Here is a 23,790-nt window from a genome sequence, read left to right as displayed (position 1 = left end):
TGGCGTTTGCTAGCGGTGCGGGCCGAACCCCGCCTGTGCTCTAAGATCGATCCGACCATGACTCGTACCCTTGTGGTTCCGACCTTCCTCCTGGTGCTGCTGGCACTAGCTTTCAGCGCTGCGCTCAAAGCCCAACCGGCGTTCCCAGGCGCCGAAGGATTCGGGGCGGTCGCGTCCGGTGGCCGGGGTGGCCAGGTCTTGTATGTGACGACGCTCGATCCCGACCCCGCCGGCGTCGTTCCCGGCAGCCTGAATTGGGCCCTGCGCCAATCTGGCGCGCGCTACATCCTGTTCAAGGTCAGCGGCGTCATTCAAGGCTACGCCAACGTCGTCAACGGCAACGTGACGCTGGCGGGACAGACGTCACCCGGCGGCATCATTGTCCGCGGATTTGTCTGCGACGGGCACTACGACCAGAACGCTTGCAGCAACCTGATCGTTCGCCATTTGCGAATTCGCCCCGGCTGGAACCTGGCGCTACCGCCGGGTGCCGATCGACTCGACGATGGCCTGCGTCTGGACGGACTGGAGCGTTTCATCTTCGACCATGTCTCGATCGGCCATGCCGCCGACGAAGCGCTGCAAGTCTCGTGGGCGTCGCAGGGCACGATCCAGAAGAGCATTCTGGCCGAGACCGTCGGTGATCACGCCGATCGCGGCGGCGCGCTGCTGAACTATTCACACCCGGACCATCCACAGGATCAGCTGAGCCTGATCAAGAACCTGTGGTATCGCATCGGCGGTCGCCTGCCCGAGATCACTTGTGAGGCCAGCAATTACCCCAGCCTGCCGGGTGCAACAGCCGATTGCCAGAGCCGCACCCTCGATTTGGAAGTGTCGAACAACTACTACTTCGATCCGGGTTTCTTGATCTGGTACAACCGAGACGTCGATCAAAATGCCGCGCTTGGCCCCTACCGCGTCTTCGCGAATCTGGTCAACAACCACATGCAGGTGCGGGCCGACTTTCCGTATGGGTTCGCGTTACACGACTTGCTCGATGTGGCCAGCAATCAGTTCTTCACCAGCGGCAATGCCATGAGCCGCTATCCGACGCTGGCCGACTATCAGTTGTTCTATTGCTGCAACGACTTTGGCACCAATGCGCCCAATACCGATCTGGGCGTGGCCACGCGGCTCAGTATTCGTCACAACCACGGCAGCGTCAGTTACTGGACCTCCGCCGAACTGAAAACGCGCGTTCTGGCCGAAGCCGGTGCCCGCCCCTTGGACCCGATGGATCGCCGCATCCAGCTTGATGTTCAGGATGACAGCATCGATCCGACGCCCCACAACACGCCCCTTCAGAACGACACGTTCAATCTCGATTTCAGCACGCCACCCGCCGCACCCACCGACACGGACAGCGACGGCATGCCCGATACGTTCGAGCAGCAATACACCGGACTCGGTCTGAATCCGATCGTGGCCGATCACAATGGCAGCCAGTTGTCAGTGCCGCTGACCGGCGTGGCGGGTTACACCAATCTCGAGGTGTATTTGAACCAGCTTGCGGATGGCGGTGGTGGCACCACCCCGGTGTTGTTCGCGAACGGTTTTGAGAACTGATGGAGCCGAAGCGATAGTTCATGCCGTCACGGCGCTCGCGCAATCAGCGCCTGCCCAAGTTCGCGGCTGAATGGCGGGAGCTCTGGCAACAGGGCCGATTGCTGCCGAATGGCGTCACGCAGTGCGGCCACCTCATCCTGACCCTGGCGTTGGCGAAGCAGACAATCCAGCAACAGAATGCGCGCCTCGATGTGCTGAACGGGCGTTGTCGCCTCGTTGGCCAGCACCGCTCGGGCGGCAGGACATTCGGGCTCCGATCGTTGCAGCCGCGCCAGCAGCCTAGCCTGCGTCAGCCAAAGCAGGTTGGCGTCGGCACCATCAAATTCGGGGCTTCGGCCGTCCGTGTAAGGCAGCATCGCCGTGTTCTCGGTCAGTGCGGCAGCATGGTCGCCGTGATGTTCCAACGCCTGAATCAGCGCCCACCGCCCCTTTTGCGCCTGCCGATCAAACGGCTTGTCACGCTGCGCGTAGATATCAATTCCTTCGCGTGCACGCGAAATCGCGGTCTCGAATTGCCCGGCCTTCTGATACATCGACGCCGCATTGATCAGCGAGAATCCCAGCAACTCATAGCGTTCAATATGCAAGCCTCGCCGTATCGCAATGACCTGCTCCATGATCGCCGCCCCTTCGGCAGGACGATTCTGTCGACTCAACCAGAAGGCCAGATTGTTCAGTGACACCGTGGTGCCCGGGTGACCTGGCCCATAGATGCGCTGATCGATGTCGACCGCTTCCCGAAACAGCGCCTCCGCTTTGGGATCGTCTTTTCGCAGCAGCGCATACGCATGCGCCGACACAATGTCCTTGAGCGCATGCAGCGGGAGCTCTTGGTCCTGTCGCGCCGCCTGATAGCTTGGCTCGGAGATTGCGAGCGCCGCATCCACTTGCCCAACACCGCTCAAGTAAAACGCCAGCGTCGTCGCAATCTTCAACGTACTGGTGTGCGCCAAGCCCAGTCGCGCAAGCCGGCGCGAATAGGCCGCGCGCAACATGGGTATTGCACGGTCCTTCTGATCGATCTGACCGAATTCGATGCCCTGGAAGTAGTCCAGATCCTCGCCCAATTCGGGCGGCGCATCTGGCAGCTGACCCAACATCGCGCGGGCCAGCTCATACTGCTGCATGGCGTCCTGGTTGTTGTTCAACGTGTTGTGGGCCACGCCCAATCCGAGCCGCGCGCGAATCTCCGCAGCGGGGTCGCCCGCCGCCTGCGCCGCCGCGACGGCCGCCTGCATCTGAGCCAGCCCCGCCTTTGAATCCGCGACACCTAACTGCGCCGAGCCCATCGCGTACAGCAACGCGGATCGTGTCGCCGGGTCGAGGCTGTGATCCTGCGCCAATCGGCGCACGCCCTGATCCAGCAGATCCTTGGGTTGCAAGGTCGCGCCGTCGACCGCCGCCGGGTCCGCCGACTCGAACACAGCGACCATGAAATCGGCAACGGCTCGCGCCTTGCTGGCTTCTTGAGCCGCCAAGTCGCGCTGCGTGCGAGCGACGTCTGCCTGCCACAACGCCAGCCCCAATCCGACACTCAGCGCCAACACCGAGGCCACCGCGAGGCTGACCGCCAACCGATGCCGCGCCACAAACCGCGTCACGTGATAGCGCAGATTGCCGGCGCGGGCCTTCACGGGTCGACGCTCCAGGAAGGCCTGCACATCCTCGGCCAGCGCCTGAACCGACGCATAGCGCGCGTCTGGCTCCTTGCGCAGGGCGCGCATGACGATGGCGTCCAGATCGCCCGCCAGCAACGCTGACAAAGCCTGCGGATCCAGTTGCCGGGCCGCTGCGCGCGCGGTCAGGCGTTCGGTCTCTGCCTCTGACATCGCGGCCCGCGACGGAAGCTCAGGATCTGCGGTCAGAATCTCGCGTTCATAAGCAGCCGGCGTCGACGCGGTCCGGCCATAGGCGCGTTGTCCCGTCAGCAATTCATAGAGCAACAGACCCAATGCATAAACGTCGACCGAGACACTCGGCAACTCGCCGCGCACCTGCTCGGGGGCAGCGTAGCCGACCGTGAAGAGCCGATCTTGCGGCGCCGTGACGCGACTATCCGTGGCCAACAACTTGGCGATCCCGAAGTCGAGCAGTTTCACTTGCCCGTCGTCGGTGACCAGAATGTTTGAGGGCTTCAGATCGCGATGAACGACGAGGCGTTGATGCGCGTAACTGACCGCTGCGCAGACCGCCTGAAATACGCGCAATCGGCTCGTCAGGTCCAGGCGATGCCGATCGCAATATGCGCCAATGGGCGCGCCTTCAACGTATTCCAGCACGAGGTACGGATTGCCGTCGCCATCGGCGCCGCCATCCAGCAGGCGCGCGATATTCGGGTGATTCAGTGCCGCCAGGATTTGGCGTTCCTGTTTGAACCGATTCAGCAGCTCGACCGGATCCCAGCCGGCGCGCATCAGCTTGAGTGCGGCGCGTTGCTCATACGCGCCGTCGATCCGCTCGGCCAGGAAGACCTGCCCCATGCCGCCCTGACCGATGACGTCGCGAATTTCCCATGCACCAAACCGCCGACCGATCATGTCTTCATCAGCCCGAGACGAATCGCCGGGCGCTGATTCCCGCAAATCTGGTGGCAGTTCAATGAAGCCGTCGGTCACCGCGGCATCGGCTGCCAGCATCTTCATCACCGCATCGAACAACGCGGCGTCCTGCCCACAGGCGTCCCGGGCAAAATCCGTCCGCCGCTCAGCCGGCTCATTCAGCGCTGCCTCAAATACGAGGCGAACTTGGCGAAAACGCTCGGCATCCATGATTCACCTTGACTCGATTGGTTGGGCCCACAGCAGCTGACGGGATCATGCCTGGAAACCCCTGTGCCGGTCACGCCGCAGCACGCTGCGCTCGCCATTGCGGCGTGCCGCCAGGGAGCCTCTGAACATGTTCAGAGGCGATGCGGGCATGTACCGGACTCAGTGCGGGTCTGAAAGTCCAGGATGGACTTATTCAGACCCTCCCAAGGTCACTCGAAGGAGTTCGCAAACAGCTCGCCCGGTATTGGCGTCAGCATGATCTCGCCCAAGTCCAGCGCACCGCCGGCTCCCACACTCACAGTTCGCACCAACGTGTGGTAGAGCGGATGACTGAACTCCAACTGGTAGGTGCCGGGCCGCAAATCGCGCAGCAGAAAATCACCGTTGACATCGCTCGTCTGCGGCGGGATTTGGGTCTCGCCCATGGCCCGCACATTGACATCACCCGCGGCCACGTTGACGCCCCCACGGAAGCTGCCGCGAACACCACCCACCGTGCCGGCATCGATCAGATCGAGCTCGTCGGCATACCAGGGTGAGGTATTGCCATCAGCGTCCCGGAACTGCGCATCGACTCGGATGGTGGTCGGCCGTGGCACACTGCTGACGTTGATCGTGAAGGTGGACTGAAACGTGAGCCAGCCGGTCACGCTGCCATCCGGCAAACGCAGCCGCATGGCAGCACCGATCGGACTCTCGTGGTCGAGATCCAGATGCGCTGTCACCACGCCAGCACTGGACTGATTCGCACCATCAGCCAACGCGATCATGCCGGTTGGCGCACGCATGTCGGAGCGCACCGTCGCACAGACCGGCTCGCTCATCAGGCCCGCTGCGCCATTGTTCAGCCCCGCCTGGACTCGGTAGCAATAGCGTTGACCAAGATTGAGACCAGTATCCAGGTACTGCCCAGTCAGATTGGCACCACTCAGTGTCGCCAACAATTGGTAGGGTCCCTGCACATCGCCACCGCTGAACACCTTCACATGGCCTGCGCGGGTGTCGACGTCGTAGCGCAACGGCAGGCTGTTCGGCGGCAACACCGGCATCGCTTCGTGCTGACTGAATTCGTTGTCGATGGCGACGCTCGGCTGACCCGAGAACGCGTCGTCGTCGGCGAGCAATGGACTGCGGCCAAATTGCACCTCGCTGCCATCCGGCTCGCCGCCTTCATCGGTATCGGCCGAGCACGGGTCAGTGCCCTGAACGCGCTCACTGGCGTTGTCCAGCCCGTCCTGATCGGGATCAGCGTTGCTTCCGGTGGCAGCATCAAGCGCACAACTCCGATCCTGTTCCCAACGGTCAGGCAGGCCGTCGGCGTCTGCATCAGTCGTGTCCGTCGTCGCCACCACGCTGCGCGTGCTGCGCAGATGGTAAGGCGCCGCGCCGCTGCCGAACACCACATCGAACACCAATCGATAGCTGCCGCGAACACCACCACTACTCGCGTCGTCTGGCAATCCGATCGGCCAGCCTTCACGCAGCGCGTCGATCTCGGTTTCGACACGCGCCGGCGCGTCGTCGCCCGCGAACAACGCTTCCGCGCGCTTGGGGCGGTACTGCATGCTCAGGACCACATTGCCGCCGGATGGGGTTTCCAGGGTCGCGGTGGCCGGGCCCATATGGCTCGCATCATCGGTATTTGCGCTTTGCAGATCGGCCACCACGGCGATTGCCTCGCCCGTGCGCAAATCGCCGGTACCGGTTCGAGCACGCGTGATTGCCGGGATCAGACCAGGGAGTCGCGACTCGGCCATCAGCACTTTCAGATCGACCGCCGTCGCACCGCCGGCCCCGTTGGGACTCACCCGAACAATCCAGTCACCGTTGCCGGCATCGTCCACTCGGAAGTAGCGACCGCGCGGCGAGTCGACGATCTCGACCTGCGCGTTCGCTACGACTTCCTGGCCACTCGGCCGAAACAACCGAATGCTGCTGGGCGGGGATGCAGCATTGGCGGCCGTCTCAGCTGCAAACACCACAACGCCGCTGGCACCGAGCACGCTGGCGTCCAGGCGAACGCTATGATCAACCGTGACACCGGCCGGTACCGGCACCTGTCGGGCGAGCAGGATATGCTCGCGCGTCGCGACGCCTGCACTGCTGTCCATGGCCAGATCGAGTGCCGCAGCGTCCGGCCCACCCGACTGACTCGGCACATAGTGATAGCTGCCTGCAGAGGTGCGACCGAGCAGGTCGTAATAGCCCTGATTCGTTTGCGGCCCCAGTGCGATCGCATGCACGGCAATGCGTTGCGCCGCAAGATTCGACTCGAGCGCGGCCACGGTCGCACCTTCACCGATGCCGCCGTCAGACAGCAAGATAATCGACTTGGGCCCGTTGCCGCCACGGGCAGTGAACTCGTTAATGGCAGCCTGCACGCCATCGCCTGGCGCGCCGGCACTCTGTGTGCTTGTGCCGATGGTGCTGAGCACCGACTCAAGGCTCGCGCGCTGCGCACTGTTGAGCGGTGCCAGCGGGAGCAGAACGCTGGCGTCCAGACCCGGTTCAGTGCCATTGCCGACAAACCCGACCAGACCAAAGCGCGCCGTCGATCGCATCCGGGCCGCCGCTTCGCGCACCTTCTGAATCGCGGGAAGCAACAGACCGGTGGTCTGCATGCTCTGCGTCAGATCGAGCACCATGATGAGTTCGGGCTCAGGCTGGTCATAGCGGATGGCATTGGCCAAGCTCGTCGTCTGGGCCCCCACCTGAACGGACACTGGAAACGGGCCAGCGGTGCTCTGCGTCGGATGCCGAAAGCGGAGCAGGTAACCATCACCATCCGGCAGCGCGGCCTCGATCGTCGCATTGAGCCCACCAACCTGAAGCTGGAAATCGCTGGCTGCGAGCCCGGCAAGCATCTGCCCTGGCACGCCGCTGTCCGGGACTTGCACCTTAACCATGCCCACCGGTTGCACGCCAGGGCCTGGCTGCGCCTGTTTGCCAGCGAATTTCAGAATCGGCGCGAGCGGCGCCGGCTTGCATTGCGCGGTGGCCCGTCCGGCGTAGTGGCCGTTGCGACCAGAGGCGATCACATACGCGTATTGATACGGCGTGCCAACGGCCTGCACCGCGCTCGCCTTGGCCGAGCTCGCGCGCCACTTCCACAGCCGGATCGGCGCTGCGGGGGCCTTGGTCAACAGCAACGAAATGAGGGCCTGCGCGCCCGGGGTCGGGTTGCTCGCGCCTGGGTCGGGCGCAACGTCGAACGCCATCGTGCTGCCGGCTGGGCAATTGCTGACATCAAAGCGGATGTAGTCGGCCCCCAGGCGCTGCGCATCAAAACTGCGCTGCACGGTTTGGTTTGCCGAGACAGTCGCAGTATCGCTCAGTGCGACGGCATCGAACGCCATCAGGTTGTTCTGACCCAGCACCGGCTGCTCGTCAATGTATTGATATCGCGCTTGCGCGGTGACGGGTAGACCGAGCAGTGACATGTCCTTCATCAGATTCGCAATGGTGAAATCCTGATAGGCGTTGATGAAGGTGTCGTTCGGTTCGAACAATTTGATTGCCTGCTGGGTGATATCGGCGATATCGGGATTCGCCACGCGGTCTTCTGCGAGGTCCCACCACGCGGTCAGGAAATCGGCGCCACGATAGGGCTCGGTGTTGAACGTGCCGTATTGCTCCATCAGATACGTCCAAAACAGGGCGCTCGTATAACTGGATTTCAGAATGTCCAAGTCGGGCGCACCCAGGTAGAGATTGGCCTCGCCCCGGAACGATGCAATGCAACTAGCCGCCGGCACCAGATCCAAATCAAAGTAGACCTTGTCCTGCATCGCCCGCGCCTGGCCCTCGCAAACCGTGGTGCCAAACACTTTGCCGCAACCAGAACCGCCGCCGGCATTGACGTGGGCGAATTCGACATGGTGGAACAACTCGTGCCCCAGGATCATGCGCAGACAGGATTCGCTCCGATTCCGATAGGTCGGCGCGGGCATGACGATCTGTTCCAGCACCGCGAAGCCGTTGTCACAGTCAAACGCATCCGGATCAGCCGGGTCTTTGCAGTCCCAGAACGTCACATCCCGCACGCCGCCGCCAAAGTACGGCGTCCGAAACCCGAGGTCGACGTAACCATCGTGATAGCCCAGCGGGAAACCCACCTGCGCCGAACCCGTGCGATCGAGCGCGTTCGCCGATGCCTGCACCTGGGAGGTCGGCATGTAGTTCGTGGTGTAGATGTTGTCGGTGTAGCGAAGCTGATAGAGGCCGTTGGCGCTGTTGATTGTCTTATCGAGCGGCGGCTCGTTGGCCGGGATGTCGGCAAACGTGGCGTTACTGGCCGTCAGCAAGGACAGCAGCAGGCCAAAACGGACAGGGTAAACGCGCAGCATGGTCGTCTCCAGACGAGGGGTTCTGTCTGGACATACGGACTGACTGGGCGCCAGAGATCATCAGCGCGAAAATCCCTGAAATCGCGCGCTGGCTGCGCGATGCGCTGTGCCTATGCGCCCCCAAAGCTCCCTCTCCCACGCGAGTGGGAGAGGGCTGGGGAGAGGGCTACTTGCGACGCCGACATCGGATTCGTGAATGGCCGCCAACGAACCTGAAGTGCTCGTTTAGCAAGTAGACCCTATCAGCGAAGAGAGAGATCGCAGTGTCGGCGATCTCTCTCTTCGCTCATCGGGTCTACGGATCTTGACGCCCGCACACGTCCAAACCATGCTCGCCCCATGCACATTCAGCCGTATTCGATCGTGTCTGCAGCTTGGCCAGACACCGGACAAGTCGTCCTGGCGCAGTTCGACGACAACGACATCGTGGTCTACCAAGCCTATCGCTCAGAGATCGCGGAGTTTGCGGTCAACCATCAGCGATTCGGCGGCGCCTTCAGCTTCACCAGAATGAGTTGGATCAAGCCCAATTTCCTTTGGATGATGTTTCGCTCCGGCTGGGCCAGCAAACCTGACCAGGAACGCATCCTGGCCGTGACAATTCCCCGCGTTCTGTTTGATTCGTTTCAGCAGCAAGCCGTCGCCTCAAGTTTCACTGCGTCGGGATTGCCTACAGAAGCCGAATGGCGCCACGCTGTCGAACACTCCGACGTTCGCCTGCAGTGGGACCCGGATCACGACCCCTACGGCAAACCCCTGGCACGCCGTGTGGTGCAACTGGGACTGCGCAACCAGGCTTTGCGGCAGTATGCCGTAGAGCAAGTCGTCTCGATTCGCGACATCACGCCATTCGTAGTGGCCCAACGCGCGCATGTTGAGGCCGGCCGGCTGGAGTTGCTGCAGGTACCCGTGGAGCAGGTCTACCCCCAACGCCGAACTTGATCAATCGCGGGCAGGCGCCGCTTCGTCGACACGTCCCGGCGCTTCCAAGTCGAGCAATCGATTCATCGCTTCCGGATTCGGAACCCGGTAGCGCGTGACGTGCTTCATCGCCAGAACCTGGAAGTCACCATTCATTGCATACCACCAGCGACCACCCGACCCTCCTGCAAACGCGATGTCCAGACGGGCCTGCCAGTTTGGATCGCCGTCACCCGCCGACACCTGTTTCCCGCGCCACTGCTCGTTAAAGCGCTCCAACGCTGCCGCATCAAGTGAAATCGTCTGCCCGGTCAAGTCGTTTCGAACAATGACCGCAACGACCTCCTTTGCAGAAGTACCGCTCATGAGTGAACCCAAGATCAAGATCAGTGTCATCAGCATTGAGACATCCTTTCAAGCATCAATCCGCCTCGCCGCAGCATCTGCTCAAAGTGACTAGACCTCACAGTATGTCCTCGCCACTTTCGTGACCACGTACTACGACAATCAAGTGCGCCGGACATAGCTGACGACGCAGCGATTGTGACCACATCCATTCGACGGCACGGTTCGTTCACGAACTTGGGGTGTTTTGAGCGTCTTTCGTAGCCGAGAGTCGGCAGCACGCCTCCTTGGTCGTGTGCACAGTGCATTGGCAAATTTCCGAAATTCGCCTCGGAACTTTCTGAGTTGATAGGTGACCGCTAGTGCGTCCACTCATAGGAAGCACCCCTTACAATCCTCAAGTAATGACTAGTCCTCGCAAAGCCGGCAAGTCACATATCAGTTTGTCTTGGCTATGAGGCAACCGGCGATCGCGCGCCGCTCCCTGTCGAGTTTCGCGGTGATCGAACTTGTCAGACTCTTAGGCTGGGAGCCAAAGCACTCCATAACAGCAGGGAGGCGAGCTAACGAAAGACCGAGAAACGCCCAATCGCCAATCGCTACGCCGGAGCCACTATCTATCCAGGGCACACTCCTAACGACCACTGTCTCGGTCACAAGATTGCTGAGGCAACCAGAATGTTCGTTTGCCAAAGCAATCAATTCCTCAGGTGTCATGTTAAATCGTAGATCTGAGATACAACCATCGGAAGCGCCTACCCTTGCGGGCAGCCCAAACTCCAGCGGTGACAGTTGTCGCATAACGAATTCGCAGCGCGCAACGAGACGCCCCCTGTTTCTCTCACTTGTGAACCACTTACTGACAGCTGGTGTTCGCCCATTCTGCCGTAGCGCGAGCAAATCATCAGGCATGCACGCTGACTCAGGAACGCCGTTCACCAATGCAAAGACGGCCAGTGCAACTTCCGACTGCGTTACTTGTTTGACGCTACCGAACACCCAAGGCGTGGCTCGAAGTTTGCCATTGTTCAATTCTTTCAAATAGCAGCCGTTTTCAGTGTGGCCTCTGCGAAAGAGATCATCCATTGCGCTCATGTCGGCGAGCTTTCCGAGTTGACGAATTCCTTCGAGTCGAGACGAGCAGTCATCTGCGCGCACTGCATTAACGACCAAAAGCGCGAGAAAGAAAAGGGGGAGTTGAATATAAGAGAATCGCATAGTTCCTCCTATGGATAGAACAGTAAAAACTGACCGCCGTCTTCGGGGCGATAGTAGGTCGGAGGTTTGTCTGGCCCTCTTGTCCCCTTCCTTGGATAGAGAGGAGTCCAATCTGATCTACTTCGAGCATTCATTCCGACTGCAGATGCCCAGACAGGGTTGGAAGTATATCTCGACAGCGAAAGAGGGAAAGACTGACCAATCTCATCAATTGATGCAACATCGCAACCATAAAATACGAACGGGGCACCGGCCTCCATTTGAGAGTAGTCGATAGATCGGTAGTTCGTAATGTCCCAGTTATTCTTGGATTCCGGCCCCAGACTTACACCCGAACGCGAGCCATGCCCGAAAAAGTAGACTGCCCTGATTTTACCATGCTCGGTAAATGCAGTCTTGAGTTGGTTTTCGTTTCCAACGTCAACAACTACTGGATTCTCGCCTTCGGCTGACAGTTGCTTTTCGAGCGTCAACGCAGCGTTCTTGAACCCCTTACCCACGTCGTTTCCTGCACCATCATCACTACCAGCGACCAAGATCAGAGAAACTGCGCCCCTATCAATCGGATGAAAAACATGATTGAACGTGCGAGAAAACATTGCAGTAACAGCACCATTACCGAATTTACCGCCGGATAGAATGGAAGCCGTTCCCCCAACGATTCCTGACGCCACTACTCCGACTGCCCGACCAAGCCCCCCCCCACCGCCTATTGAGTCTATTCCAGGCGCCAATAGCTGAGTGAACCCGGCTGCAAGGAATCCGCTTCCGAACTTGCCGCCACTCAATTTTTGCATCACGCCGCCCACTATTCCATGAGTTAACGTCTTTGCCGCAGCTTGTCCAACCGACAACCATTCAGAATTGAACCAGCCTGGGTCTGCCAACCCTTGCTCCAAAAGCTCCCGGTAGGCAGTTTCGTTCACAGAAGCGAATTTGTCGAACGCTTGACCTACGCCAAAGAAGACAGCTGCGCTGAATGCACCCACTAACGCGCCCTTTGTGCTGGCAGAGCCGATTCCTCCAGACGCTGCACCAGCGCCTACTGCGACCGCGAATTTGGAAAGCGGTTCCACGAGGTAGGGCGCAACTATGACTGCTGCAACAACAATTACGGCCGCCGCAACTGCGCGCCAATTGCTGTCCATCCAACTCAACCCGGTCGGATCCGTCAGGCTTAGCGGGTTGTTGAGAACATAGGTGTAGCGATTCAGGTTCTGCAGGTTGTAGAGCTCTTGCACGATCGGATCCGGGCTCAGCATGCGGCCGAGGATCGGGTCGTATAGGCGGCCGTTCATGTGCACGATTTCGGCGTGGTCAATGTGCTCGTGCCCGGTAAAGCCGTGCGTGGTGTTGGCAGCTTGGTAGTTGCTGACCGCGGTGATCCAGACGCCGGCACCTTCGGCCGCGCGGCGGTTGCCGTGTGGATCGAAGCTCAGGCGCTCCTTCACCACGCCCTGTTCGTCGACCAAGGTATCGGTGGAACCCAGGTGATCGCCAAGCAGGTAGCGGTAGTCCTCAGTGACGGTGCCGCCACTCTGGATTTTTTGCGTCAGGATCAAGAAGCCACCGATATAGCGCTTCCGCTCTCGACTAGTCTCTACCCCACCCTGCCGTTTCGTGATCAGTTCGATGCCGCTGACGTAGCGGGTAATCGTTGTGATCCCGTCTTTGACGTCCGTACGCAGGTAGCGTCCGCCTGGCCCATAACGGAAGTCCGAGCTGGAGTTGCCATTGCCGACCACGATTCGATCGGCCAGACCCTCTGCACCAAACCGAATGTCGCGATCCTTGGCGTTGTTGCTGTGATCGGCGCGCGTCTGGTTACCGGCTTCGTCATACTGATAGGTAAACGTGCCGGTTGGTCCCTGCATCTGCGTGACCGCATGCGGCCGTGGGTTGCTCGTGTCGGGGGTTCCACAGGCACTGCCATTGCCGTATTGATACGTCTGCGCGCCAGCCGGTGTGGCCTTGCTGCAAATGTTGCCGAGTGCGTCATAGCCGAGGCTGATCGAGTCCCCGCGCAAAGCGCCGTTCTGGTGCACGCGACCGAGTAGCAGACGATTCAGGTTGTCGTAGGTAAATGCCTCCACCAATCCTTGGCGCAGGTCCTGACGGTTGGTCAAATTGCCGAGGACATCCCAGCCCACGCTCAGGTCTTGCACCGGATTGTCGAGCAGCGCGTTGCCGTTATCGGTACCGGTTTGGATCCCTTCGATACGCCCAGTGTAGGGGTTGTAATCCCGCCTCGTGGTGATGGCCACGTTGCCATGCTTGCGCTCTTTGGTGACTTGTCCGCGCTCGTTGGCTGCCAGTGCTTCGAAGTAGACCAAGCTCGGCTGGGTGGCACTGCGCACGCGACGCAGGAACCCATGACTCGAGTACATGTTCTCGGTCACGCCCCCACTGGCATCGGTATTGGTCGCGGGGCGGCCAATACTGTCGTAGGTGATGGCATCTGTGTACGACTCGACGGTCGGGTCATTGTCGACCGCATAGGCGAAGCTGGTGGTCGAACCAGTCGGACGGCGCAGATGATCCCAGCTGACCGTTTTGGTCATCAGGTCCGTCTGCCCATAGTTCGCACCGATGGTCTGGTATCGCGCCGTCTTGAACGCCATACCGAGGCCGCTATGGCCGCCGCTGACGCCGTAGTCGAACCAGGTCATTTCGACGATCCGCGATTCGCCCGTAGTCGGGGCGGCGAGCGCCTCGCCGACCGGAATCGTCCTTCGATCGGTCGTCACCGCGCAAGTCCCGCGTTCGTTGCGCTCCCGCCACGCACGACCCAGGATGTCATAGTCGGTGACCGTGACAAATCCTCGCGCATCGCGACCACAGATCATCTCACCAGCCGCGTTGTACACGTAACTGGCAAGCCCGGCATCCGGATCCGACTGACCCGTCTTGCGACCGAGGTCGTCATAGGTGATCGACGACACGATCTCCGGCGTGTTCGAAGCGGCATTCCGGCGTACCTCGATCAAGTTACCGGTGTTGTCGTAACGATAACGTGCCTCTTTGCCGTCCTGATCAATCGATCGCGCAATCAAACCCGAAGCGTCCTTGATCTCGGTCTGAGACAGCGCCTTCAGAATACCATTTCGTTTGAAGTTGACGGTGGTGATGGTCGTCAGACCATTGTAGGTCTTGACCGTATTGGCCGGTCCCTGGTCGGTAAAGTCCTCCGACATGCGAATCGTCAGGATGCGATCCAGATAGTCGTAGGTCGTTCTGGAGCCAATCCGACTACTGCAGTCCGGAACCGACACCAACCGTGGCAGCAGGCCCGTGGTGGCGGTATCGACGAAGAACGGATCCGACACCGACTCGGCGCGACCGCGTGTGTCATAGCTATTGCAGACCGCCGTCCAGCGACTGTCACCAGACAGGTCGGCATTCGCACCTTCCGCCACGCTCAGGAATTTCCGACCGAGCTTGTCAAAGAAGGCCACGCTGCGCGCGCCACCGCGAACATAGCTGGTCTGTCGGAACACGGCATTGCTGGGGCAATCCGCTACTTGACTCGTGTTCGCCGGCGCTTTGCCGTTGCACCAGTGGAACTCATTGGCAGACGCCGAGCCATCCGGACCCTGCGTCGTCTGCGCGCGTCCAAAAGGCCCATAGGTCGTTGTCGCCGTTATGCCATGGACGTCTCGGGCCTGACGCACATTGCCTAGTTCATCGCGAACCAAGACTTCGCCGCTCAACCGACGGTCAACTTGGGTTGTGGAGCCTACCGAGTCACTGAAGTACGGCACGTAACTGCCATCGGCAAACCGACCGTCCGCGCTGAACTTGGCTTCAACGTAGCGATGCACATAGTCCAGCGGCAAGTCACTGACGCCGGCAGGACGCTGCAAGATCGCACTGATATCGGATTCCTCGTTGCAACCAGTCGCGACTGCAGCGGCATAGCTGCAGGTCATCGTCTTGGTGATGTTCCCGTACTGATCCCGGAAGTGGATCGTCTTCAGGAATTGACTGTCGGTCCGATCCGGCTGCAGCGTCTGCGTCACCAGCAGACCAGTCTTTGCGGGACTGAGCAAATCATAGGTGAACGCCGTTCTGCGAGTTGTCGGCTGAATCGGCGGATTGCCGTTCGCATCGTACCGATAGTGTTCGACTTTCGTCGTCAACATTCGGCCCAAGCGCCAATCATCGACATCGTCGCCAAAGCTGGAGTCGGCAAACACTCGCGTCACGCATTTGCCAGTACTGCACAGCCCGCTATCCGACACCACCGCCGCTTGCGCCGCTGCACGCAGCGCTGTCAGCGAGGCGTAGTTCTGGCCCTTCAGCAGATACTGATCGGCAGTAATCTGGTTACTGCGGTAAGCAGGCTCAGGGTTGCTCACATCAGGCCGCAAATACGTGACTGTCGTGCCAATCGTTTCGTGGCTGTTGTTGCTGTCCGGGTTCCCGGTCGCCTCAAAGCTCGCCTTCACGAACGGATACACGGAGCCTGGGGTCGTCGCCGTTAAGTCGAACTCGCTCCAGGCATAGCTGATCAGCTTGTCGAAACCTGTTTCGTTGAAGTGCAGGCCAGCAATCGGATCGCCAGGGCTGAAGCAATTGGTCGGTACGATCTCAGGCCCTTCAGCACCTAGACACTGACTCTCAACATATGCTGACCCAACCAGGTACTTCCTCGTTTCGCGCGGCATCCCGACAAACGGGAATGTCTGGCTGTATTGCGTGATGGTCACCACATGCTGTGCTGGGAAGTTCGTATCGAAGGTACGAATCTCACCGAAACCCAGGTACCCACGCCCACCACCCTGCATCCGAGCATTGCGGTATTGGTAGTAGACCTTCGCCTTACCATTCGGGTCGGCATCGGTCGGGGCATCACTCTGAACCTTGGCCACTACATAGATCGAGGCCAACAGATCATGCATGGCGCTGCCGCGCCCAGCATTGAAGCCACGCGCGTCTTTGCTGCGTTGATAGACCGCACCGTTCGTCAGCGGCTCGTAGCTGATCTCGGTTTTCGCCCCTAACCCGTTGGTAAAGCTCAACAAGGCGTCGCGGTTGCGGAAGCGCATGGGACTCGTGGACGAGCGTGGGGCGCCACGCGAGGTCTTGAAATTGTTCTGCTGGGCACCAGGGCCACCTGCCCCACCACCGTTGCTATGCGCCATCTGAATACCGACGTAGTCCAGCGCACCATCACCATCGAAGTCGCCAAAGAACCGTATCCAGTTTTTCGGATCGTTGCCTTGGATCAGCGTGTCATAGTTGCCAGTCGTGTCGCAGAAATTGCCAAACGCACAATCAGGCACACCCGGCCGACCATCATTGCGGGTAATTCGATAGACAAAGCGGTTGTTCGGATCGCCATCAAGGGCAATGGCGCCGCTCTGATCTAGGGCTCGCGGGAACAGAAAGTCCGGCAGCCCATCACCACTGATGTCGGCAAATTCAATGAACTTTTGGGTGCTGATGTCGTGCGACACCGTCCCTTCTGCCAAGGTCTGGAAACGGGTACCCAGATTCAGCAAGGTCAACACCTTGCCTACCTCTCTCCCCCCGAAGTTTGGTCGATAGTCCAAGAACACCAAGTCCTGCAAACCGTCCGCATTCATGTCCACCATACGTGGCAGGCGGAGTTGTTCATAGACCAAGTCAGAAGGCGTTTGCAGCCAACCACGATTGGTCACTTTCTGGCTGCCGGGGACGTAATCGTATTCCTTGAAGCGCGCCACCATGGCAAAGGCTGGATCGCTGCTCGCTTCGAAACCAGACAGCAAGAAGCCGGTATGGCGGTCTTCTACAATATGCCCGCCCGCACAGTCCCAAGTTTTGGGATCGGGAGTCTCGACATACGCGTCGGCCAACAGATCAAGATTCCGTGCCTCAGTCCTTTCGTTCCCATTTTCGGTCGGCTCGGCATCTCGATCACCCTGCGGCACACTACCGTAAGACTGTATGGCATTGGTGTTCCATGCGCTATTTGGCAGTCGATTTCCCGTGCGTTGAGGTTCGATGCAGCGGACATTTTCGCCGGCAACATCGTATCGCGTCCGAACATGCTTGACGGTTGCGAATAGGTCCGCATGACCATCGCCATCCAAATCAATTACCGATGGCCCCGGGATTCGCTGATCCTCGGCCGCGCGCAAGTTCAAGGTGCACGTGACAAATACATCGCCCGAGGGCGTGTTGCCACCAATGCCTTCCACTGGAATGTTCGCACCTGGATCAAAACCGCAGTACTCATCGGCATTCACATCTTCCGACCAATCGATAGCAACCTTGATCTCGCGGCTGAATCGATACTTTCTTGGACTACTGCCCGGAACTGGCTCCTGCAGCCGAATGCGCAGCTGGTCAAAGCCGTAAGCATTGCTGACGCCATACAGCACATCCTGCAAACCGTCGCCGTTGAAATCCGACAACTGCACCAATGCCCCATTCTTCGAAATGGGCAAGCAGTGTTGCGCCTCCGTCGGGTCTGAGTCGTCACATGCAGGCAGTAGATCGTCGGTCGATGGCGCATACGGCTGCCGAACAAACGCCGTGTCGTCCGTACTATCTTGATCAGGAGGATATCGGGTATCGTCTGGTCGGGCATAGAAGGCACGCCGGCCAATTGATGGGTAGATGTGCCAGCGGCCAGACGTCTCGTTGGCATCAACGTCAATATAGTCGCCCAACATCAAATCATCGGCACCGTCACCGTTGAAGTCGATCAGGTTCATCAACCCCTCGATCTTGTCTCGCGGTATCTCATCCGCAATACAGAACGGCTTCTGCGGCACATCTTTGAACTCGAAGCGCTTGACACCGTTCTCATCGGCAACAACGCTGCCATAACGCACCCAAACTGCGGTGTACTCATTGCTACAGACCCCTATGTCGTAGGTCGTACCGCCCACCTCCGCCTTTCCCAACCAGACGAGATCCATCAGACCATCGCCATCAACGTCGCCGATCCGATTGGTCCGACTCTTGCCGGTATTGATGACGCCATTCACTGAAGACGCCCAGTCAATGGTCTGCGTGGCCTGCATGATGTGCTTCTGCTCCGCCCACTCAAACGTCGTCGGCGCATAGCACACGCTTCCACGGCACTCGGTCAGCGACTTCAACAACATCGCATCCGAGCCGCTCGCCGACAGTTCTGAGTTCAGAATGTACTCGCGCATCACCGTCGCACCGGTCATCGACTTGATGCGCTTCAGGTATTTTGTCTGACTACTCAGCATGCCGATTTGGTAAGACATGCTCACTGCAGCCGCTGGCAACGGGTCATAGAGAAACTGGATCGCCGCGAAGGTTCCCGAATAGGCCTCCTGGGCGAGCTGCCCCTGCAAGTGCATCTTGCCGGTATAGCGTACTTCCGAGATCAGCTGCTCGGCCCGCGCATCGTCTTTGGTATAGACATAGTCAATGTAATTGCCCATTGAATCCATGGTCCGCGCGAGCGCCCAGGTCAAGGCCGGCTGACTGAATGGGGCTGGCGCGATTGGGCTCTCAACACCCGCGTTCTGATTGCGCTGCAGATACGCATCTGGCCGCGCAATCACACCTGCATTGACCACCTGTGGCAACGCTGAAGTGTCAATTGATCCGCCATACCACGCCACCGAGCCATCTTTACGCTCCACCAGGAAGTAGCGCGGACCCAAGGCGCCGCCACCGAACGAGCGAATGCGGGCAAACTGGTCAATCTCGGTACGGTACTCCGTGCCATTGTCGCCGTAGTTACCTGTTCCTGGTACCGCCACGAGCTTCTGCCCATCCAGGCAGAACCGGTCTTGATTGGTAAAGCTGATTCCAGGACTGCCCGCTGAAAGCTCTTGACCGTCCAGCACCATCGACGCTTCATCGTCGCCGTGCTCGAACGTTGCGCGGCAACGACTGATCGCCGAGGTGCCACCAATGGACCAGCCCTTGGCAACGCCGGCACCGCCGCCTTGCGAGCTGTAATTCAGGCTCATCTGCGGACCAACACCCGCTCGACCTGGCAGCGTCAGCAGCGGAATACTGTAAGTCGCGCTGCCACCCTCATCCACCCGGAACTGACCGGCTGTAGCGCCCACGCCATCGGACTGCGAATCGACCGATCCCGGAATCTCGGCAATTGCCTCATGTGGGATCACCACACCTGGGCTCACCACCAAGAATGACCGAATCGCCTCCCCGCTCGCCGCAAGGTTATCAAGCGCGCGCATCCGAACGCTGTAGCTCCCAGGTGCCACGTTGGCAGTCCAGTTCTTCTTGAACGCACCACTACCGCCAATCGGTGATGGCTCGGCCGCTAAGGACTCCAACACATCACCAGAACTGTTCCGAATATCAAAGTAAACGCTTGCAGGCGACACCGTCCCGTCCAAATCGACGGCCGTGCCGGCCAACTCAACGACGGCACCCGCCGTGACATCCCCCGAAGGCTTCTGAATGGCGAGTACCGGCGGCGCGTTCGATGCGCCCGGCACCACGGTCACCAATACTGGCGGCGACGTATCACTGACCGATCCGACAGTTGCCTGAACGGTCAGGTTATAGGTACCCAGGCTTGGCGGTGTCCAAGTCAGCGTGTAGGGCGCAGAAGTGACAGGACTCGAGTTGATCAGTGCCCCGTTCTGATAGAAGTAGACAGTCGTCATTCCGGCTTGCGCACCGATCACATCCGCCTGGATCGTAATCGGCGTACCAAGCTGGAACTGCGATTGGTTCGCAGGCGACACAATGCTCGCGTCGACCGTGGTCGCGCCACCATTCCCCGTATCAAATCGGAACCAATCCAACTTCACGCCATCCGAAGGCGAGCTGTACGACATCACGTATTCGCCTTGCGGCAACGTGAACTGACAGCCGGACACCAAGAACCAGCGATCTGCCGGCGAGTTCGGCACCTCTTTGACTGGCGCAGCCGGGACACATCCCGACGTCGTCGCATCCGGCTGCCTCAGCAATCCACTCGAACCGAAGATTTCAAGGCCCGCCGAATAATTCACGTCCTCCGGCAGCTCGCCACCTTGCACCTCAGCAGGTGGCGGGGCTTCGTCTAATACCGACACCACCCGAACGGTGATCTTGCTCCGTGATACTACTTCCGTGCTCCCGCCTTCAAACAGATCAACATACAAGGTCGCGGTGCCTGGCACACTCGCCAAATTGGGTGTCCAATTCGCCTCGTACACGCTCGCAGTTCCCGACCACGCACTAGGAACTTCCGATGGGTTGGGGCTCGAGAACCTTAAAGCCCTGGTTGTACCGTTCGCCACCCCAAGAATTTTCAGCTTTACTCTGACCGGTTGATTGTTCAAGACCTGCTGACTTGCAGTCGGCTCATCAAACTCGGCAAAAGCCGGAATCCACATCCGAAACTTCGGCGTAAAAGTTGTGCCCGGATAGCCATCGGGCGGCGCAGGCACTGTCACCGAGTAGCGCAGGCGCTCGCCGTTGTCCAAATTGCTAACAACGCACGTCGACAAAAGGTTGATCAACGACGTATTTGACACAAGTGGGCAGAGATTCTCGTCGTACAAGACATCCACAGCGTCACCCCGAGCGCTCTCTTCGCCAAAGCTTTGGCGATAATAATCACGCTCGAAATGACCAATCCCGTTACCGCCGTGGTCATAGCGTTCGGCCTCGACCTTCCTTCCGCCCTCCACCAAATGGCGCTCATTCGTGCAAGCGCCAGTCAAGCCACCGCATGGAGCCTGTCCATTTCCCGCTCCAGCGGGGACGACCAAGATCGGTACACTTAAGTTCTCGCAGGCACCCGCGCCGCCACCGCATAAGTCGTAACCATTCTGATCAATGTCGACCGCATCATGCGTCTCGATCCAACGACCTTTCGTGTCATAGGCCTTCGCACTGATTACCTTCGCAGGTTCATTCATCGTGAAAGGAGACCAGCTATTGGGCACGACAATCTCGGTTGCAAAAACTTCCTGACCTGGCGAAGAGCGGTCAACCCGTGCGAATACCGAATCCCCAACCAGAAACTGCACGTAATCGATGTTGTTATCCGGATCAGTGACCCTCGCTTGCAAATTCAACGTCTGACCAGGCGACACCACTTGCATTGTCGGCGAATTTTGTCCATTGACCCCACCGCCGGTAGGCGCGAGCGGCTGCTCAATGATGACCTGCGTCGGTGGGCGGTTCTTGTTGATGGTCACTGCAACCAGTGAGCTGGTCGTCGACACCTGTGCATCCGCCGCATCAAACGCCACCGCATAGAGCTGTCGTTGCTCGCCAGCAGCCGACACCACAGGCGCTGTCCAAGTCGCGTTGTAAGGCGAGGAAACATCCTCGCTCAAGAACGTGTCGTTGCTGCCCTGACGCGCATAAAACCGAACCTTGGAAACACCTGTGTCGCTGTCCTGCGCAAGCACGGTGAGGTTGATCTGGTCTCCCTCCAAAACCACACCATCCGAAGCGGAAGTCGTCAGCGAAACCGTCGGTGCTTGGTTCTGTGTCGCTTCGAATGCGCGAGCCGAAGTGCTGGCAACTCCGCCCTTATTGTCGTAAATCTTCGCCACCAGCGAGTATTGCCTTGCCTCTGGTAACGCATAGGTGGCCCGGTACGGTGCCGTGTAAGCAGTGCGGATAGGCTCTGAGGCACCATCCAAATAGTATTCCACACGGGTGATCTGCCCATCGGAGTCCGTCGCATTGCTTTCAAACGTCGCTGTCGCTGGCAAAAGGAATCGTTGACCAGCGCTAGGACTCGTGATTTGCCCGGTCGGATTCACGTTGGCAGCAATCGAAATCACCGCTGGCGATGACGTCGTCGCGTTGTTGGCAAAATCTGTTGCGCGCGCCGTCAGCGTGTGTGAGCCAGAAGTCGTGAACGTCGTTTCAATATCAAAAGGCGCCGTTGTCGATTCGCCGATCTTGAGCGCGCCATCAAAATACTCGACCAGGCGAACACCAAAGTCATCCTGTGCAGACACGGACAGGCGCAAGGTTTGAGGTGCAATTAAACCCGTCGTCGCTGCTGTCGGATAGACAATCGAAATCGTCGGCGGCAATCCAGACGGAACAAAAATTGAGATCGGCGGCGAGATCGTCGCGATCTTCTGCGAGTCGACCGCCTTAGCAGTGATCGTGTGCGCGCCTTCACTCGGGTTTGGCCACCACAAACGGTAGCTGCCTTCTTGAAATTGACCCGAGCCCAACAGTGTTTCTGCGTCGTAGAAGCGAACAGATGAGATTGTCCCGTCAGCATCTGAGGCGTTTGCATAGAGCCAGATTCCAGAGCCCGTACTTTCCAAGGTCAGACCCGACAGAGGCGAAACAATGGAGACCACAGGTGCGAGCGCGCCCCTTGGTGCTGCGATCGTCACCAGTTTTTCCGTCGAATCCGTACTTGCATCATTACTGTCAATGGCCCGAACACTGACTCGGTATGTTCCCGTCTCCATCGGAGTCCATGCCAGTGTCGCCGTTGCGGAAGCGACCGCTGGCACGATGGTGGCAATAGACGTGGTTGCGCCGTTTACGAGCAATCGAAATTGCTTGATCGTGGTCTCATCTTGAGCCGCGCCCTGGACGCCGATGCTCGATCCGACCGCAAAAGTTGTGGCACCGCCCGGCAGCGTGACGGTCACAGCGGTGGGGGGCGCGTTCGCCGCCAACGTCACCGGAACCAAAGGCGAATCCACAACACTTCCCGTGCTGGGGCGCACCTTCAACGTGTTCGCTCCCAAAATAACGCCCGTCCCAAAGCTAGTGACACCAAGCGACAGTTCGCAAGTTGTGGTCGCTGCGCAGGAGCTGACGGTTTTGACACCTTCGCCAATATAGACGGTTCCGAGATAAAACTTGGCCTTCGCAATGTTGACTGCTTCTGCATCGCGAGCAACGGCTTTGAGCGTCACCGAACTACCCTGCCGCAAAGTCACTCCCGAAACCGGGCTCGTGATGCGAATGAAGGGTGGTAGATCCGTCCCGTCCGCCACACCGCCAGTGGGCGTTAACTGCACTTCTGCTTCGGATGACTCGATGGTGCCCAATACCGCGTCAGCGACTTGCGCCTTGACCATGAATCGGCCTCGGCAACTCGTCGGCGTCGTCCAAGTCGCTGAAAAGTTTGGCGCTGCGGTCGAGACAATCGGGCTAATTGGACCCGGGCAGCCTGCGGTCAAACCCGTAATCACGTAAGAAACAGATGTTACCGGCTGATCGTCCACGACATTGGCAGCCAATGAGACACTCGCCCCTTTGACAACAAAAGTTCCGTCGGTAGGCGCGTTGAGCGTTACGACCGGGCGATCGTTGACCACCTCCATCGGATAGGGGCCGTACTTCTTTTTTAGAAGCCGGTCATCAGTCGCCTCAACGTAGAGCGCATGCGCACCAGCACTAGGTAAGACCCATTGATAAACAAACGGGTCGGCGCTAGCAGCGGTACGATTGAACTCTGCAATCTGCGTGGCACCATCGAAAATGCGGAGTGTTTTTACATAGCCCTCGCTATCGTTTGCCTCCACTTCAATCGGAATGGGCGTCCAACGCGACAGCTTGGCATTTGCACCCGGCGCCTTCAACCTGACCGTTGGCGGGGAGTTTTCCCGAGCTAGAACGTCAAAGTAGTCAATATTGATATAGCCACGACTATCGATGACCCGGGCTTCGAATCGCTGGACACCGGGAAC

The 23,790-nt window shown here is 59.3% G+C and carries 7 protein-coding genes; 2 read left to right on the top strand and 5 right to left on the bottom strand.

Annotation, left to right across the window (positions count from 1 at the left end):
• Positions 1-57 precede the first annotated feature (57 nt).
• On the top strand, positions 58-1,569 hold the full coding sequence (locus tag C7S18_RS00645) for a hypothetical protein (protein ID WP_146151691.1): 1,512 nt from the start codon (positions 58-60) through the stop codon (positions 1,567-1,569).
• Positions 1,570-1,595: 26 nt separating this feature from the next.
• Here C7S18_RS00645 and C7S18_RS00640 read toward each other — a convergent pair whose 3' ends face one another.
• Positions 1,596-4,337, bottom strand: a complete 2,742-nt coding sequence (locus tag C7S18_RS00640; protein WP_106889723.1) for a serine/threonine-protein kinase — start codon at positions 4,335-4,337, stop codon at positions 1,596-1,598.
• Positions 4,338-4,546: 209 nt separating this feature from the next.
• Entirely contained in the window at positions 4,547-8,683 is a 4,137-nt protein-coding gene (locus tag C7S18_RS00635; RefSeq protein WP_106889722.1) for a hypothetical protein, read from the bottom strand.
• Positions 8,684-9,022: 339 nt separating this feature from the next.
• On the opposite strand from C7S18_RS00635, the gene C7S18_RS00630 reads away from it, so the two are divergent.
• Positions 9,023-9,625, top strand: coding sequence for a DUF4291 domain-containing protein (locus C7S18_RS00630; protein WP_106889721.1), 603 nt, complete (start codon positions 9,023-9,025; stop codon positions 9,623-9,625).
• Here the strand turns inward: C7S18_RS00630 and C7S18_RS00625 are convergent, their stop codons facing one another.
• The 3 genes from C7S18_RS00625 to C7S18_RS00615 form a co-directional block, all read right to left on the bottom strand.
• Positions 9,626-9,970 carry a hypothetical protein gene (locus C7S18_RS00625; RefSeq protein ID WP_146151690.1) on the bottom strand — a complete coding sequence of 115 codons (345 nt, stop codon included), beginning with the start codon at positions 9,968-9,970 and terminating at the stop codon, positions 9,626-9,628. It lies immediately after the preceding gene.
• 417 nt (positions 9,971-10,387) lie between these two features.
• Positions 10,388-11,167, bottom strand: coding sequence for a hypothetical protein (locus tag C7S18_RS00620; protein WP_106889719.1), 780 nt, complete (start codon positions 11,165-11,167; stop codon positions 10,388-10,390).
• A gap of 8 nt (positions 11,168-11,175) precedes the next feature.
• The gene (locus C7S18_RS00615) at positions 11,176-23,682 is read right to left on the bottom strand and encodes an Ig-like domain-containing protein (RefSeq protein ID WP_170113031.1); all 12,507 of its coding nucleotides are present in this window, start codon (positions 23,680-23,682) and stop codon (positions 11,176-11,178) included.
• Between the last annotated feature and the right edge of the window lie 108 nt (positions 23,683-23,790).

This window comes from Ahniella affigens (assembly GCF_003015185.1).
Classification (GTDB): domain Bacteria; phylum Pseudomonadota; class Gammaproteobacteria; order Xanthomonadales; family Ahniellaceae; genus Ahniella; species Ahniella affigens.
This window is presented reverse-complemented; position numbering and strand designations above follow the sequence as displayed.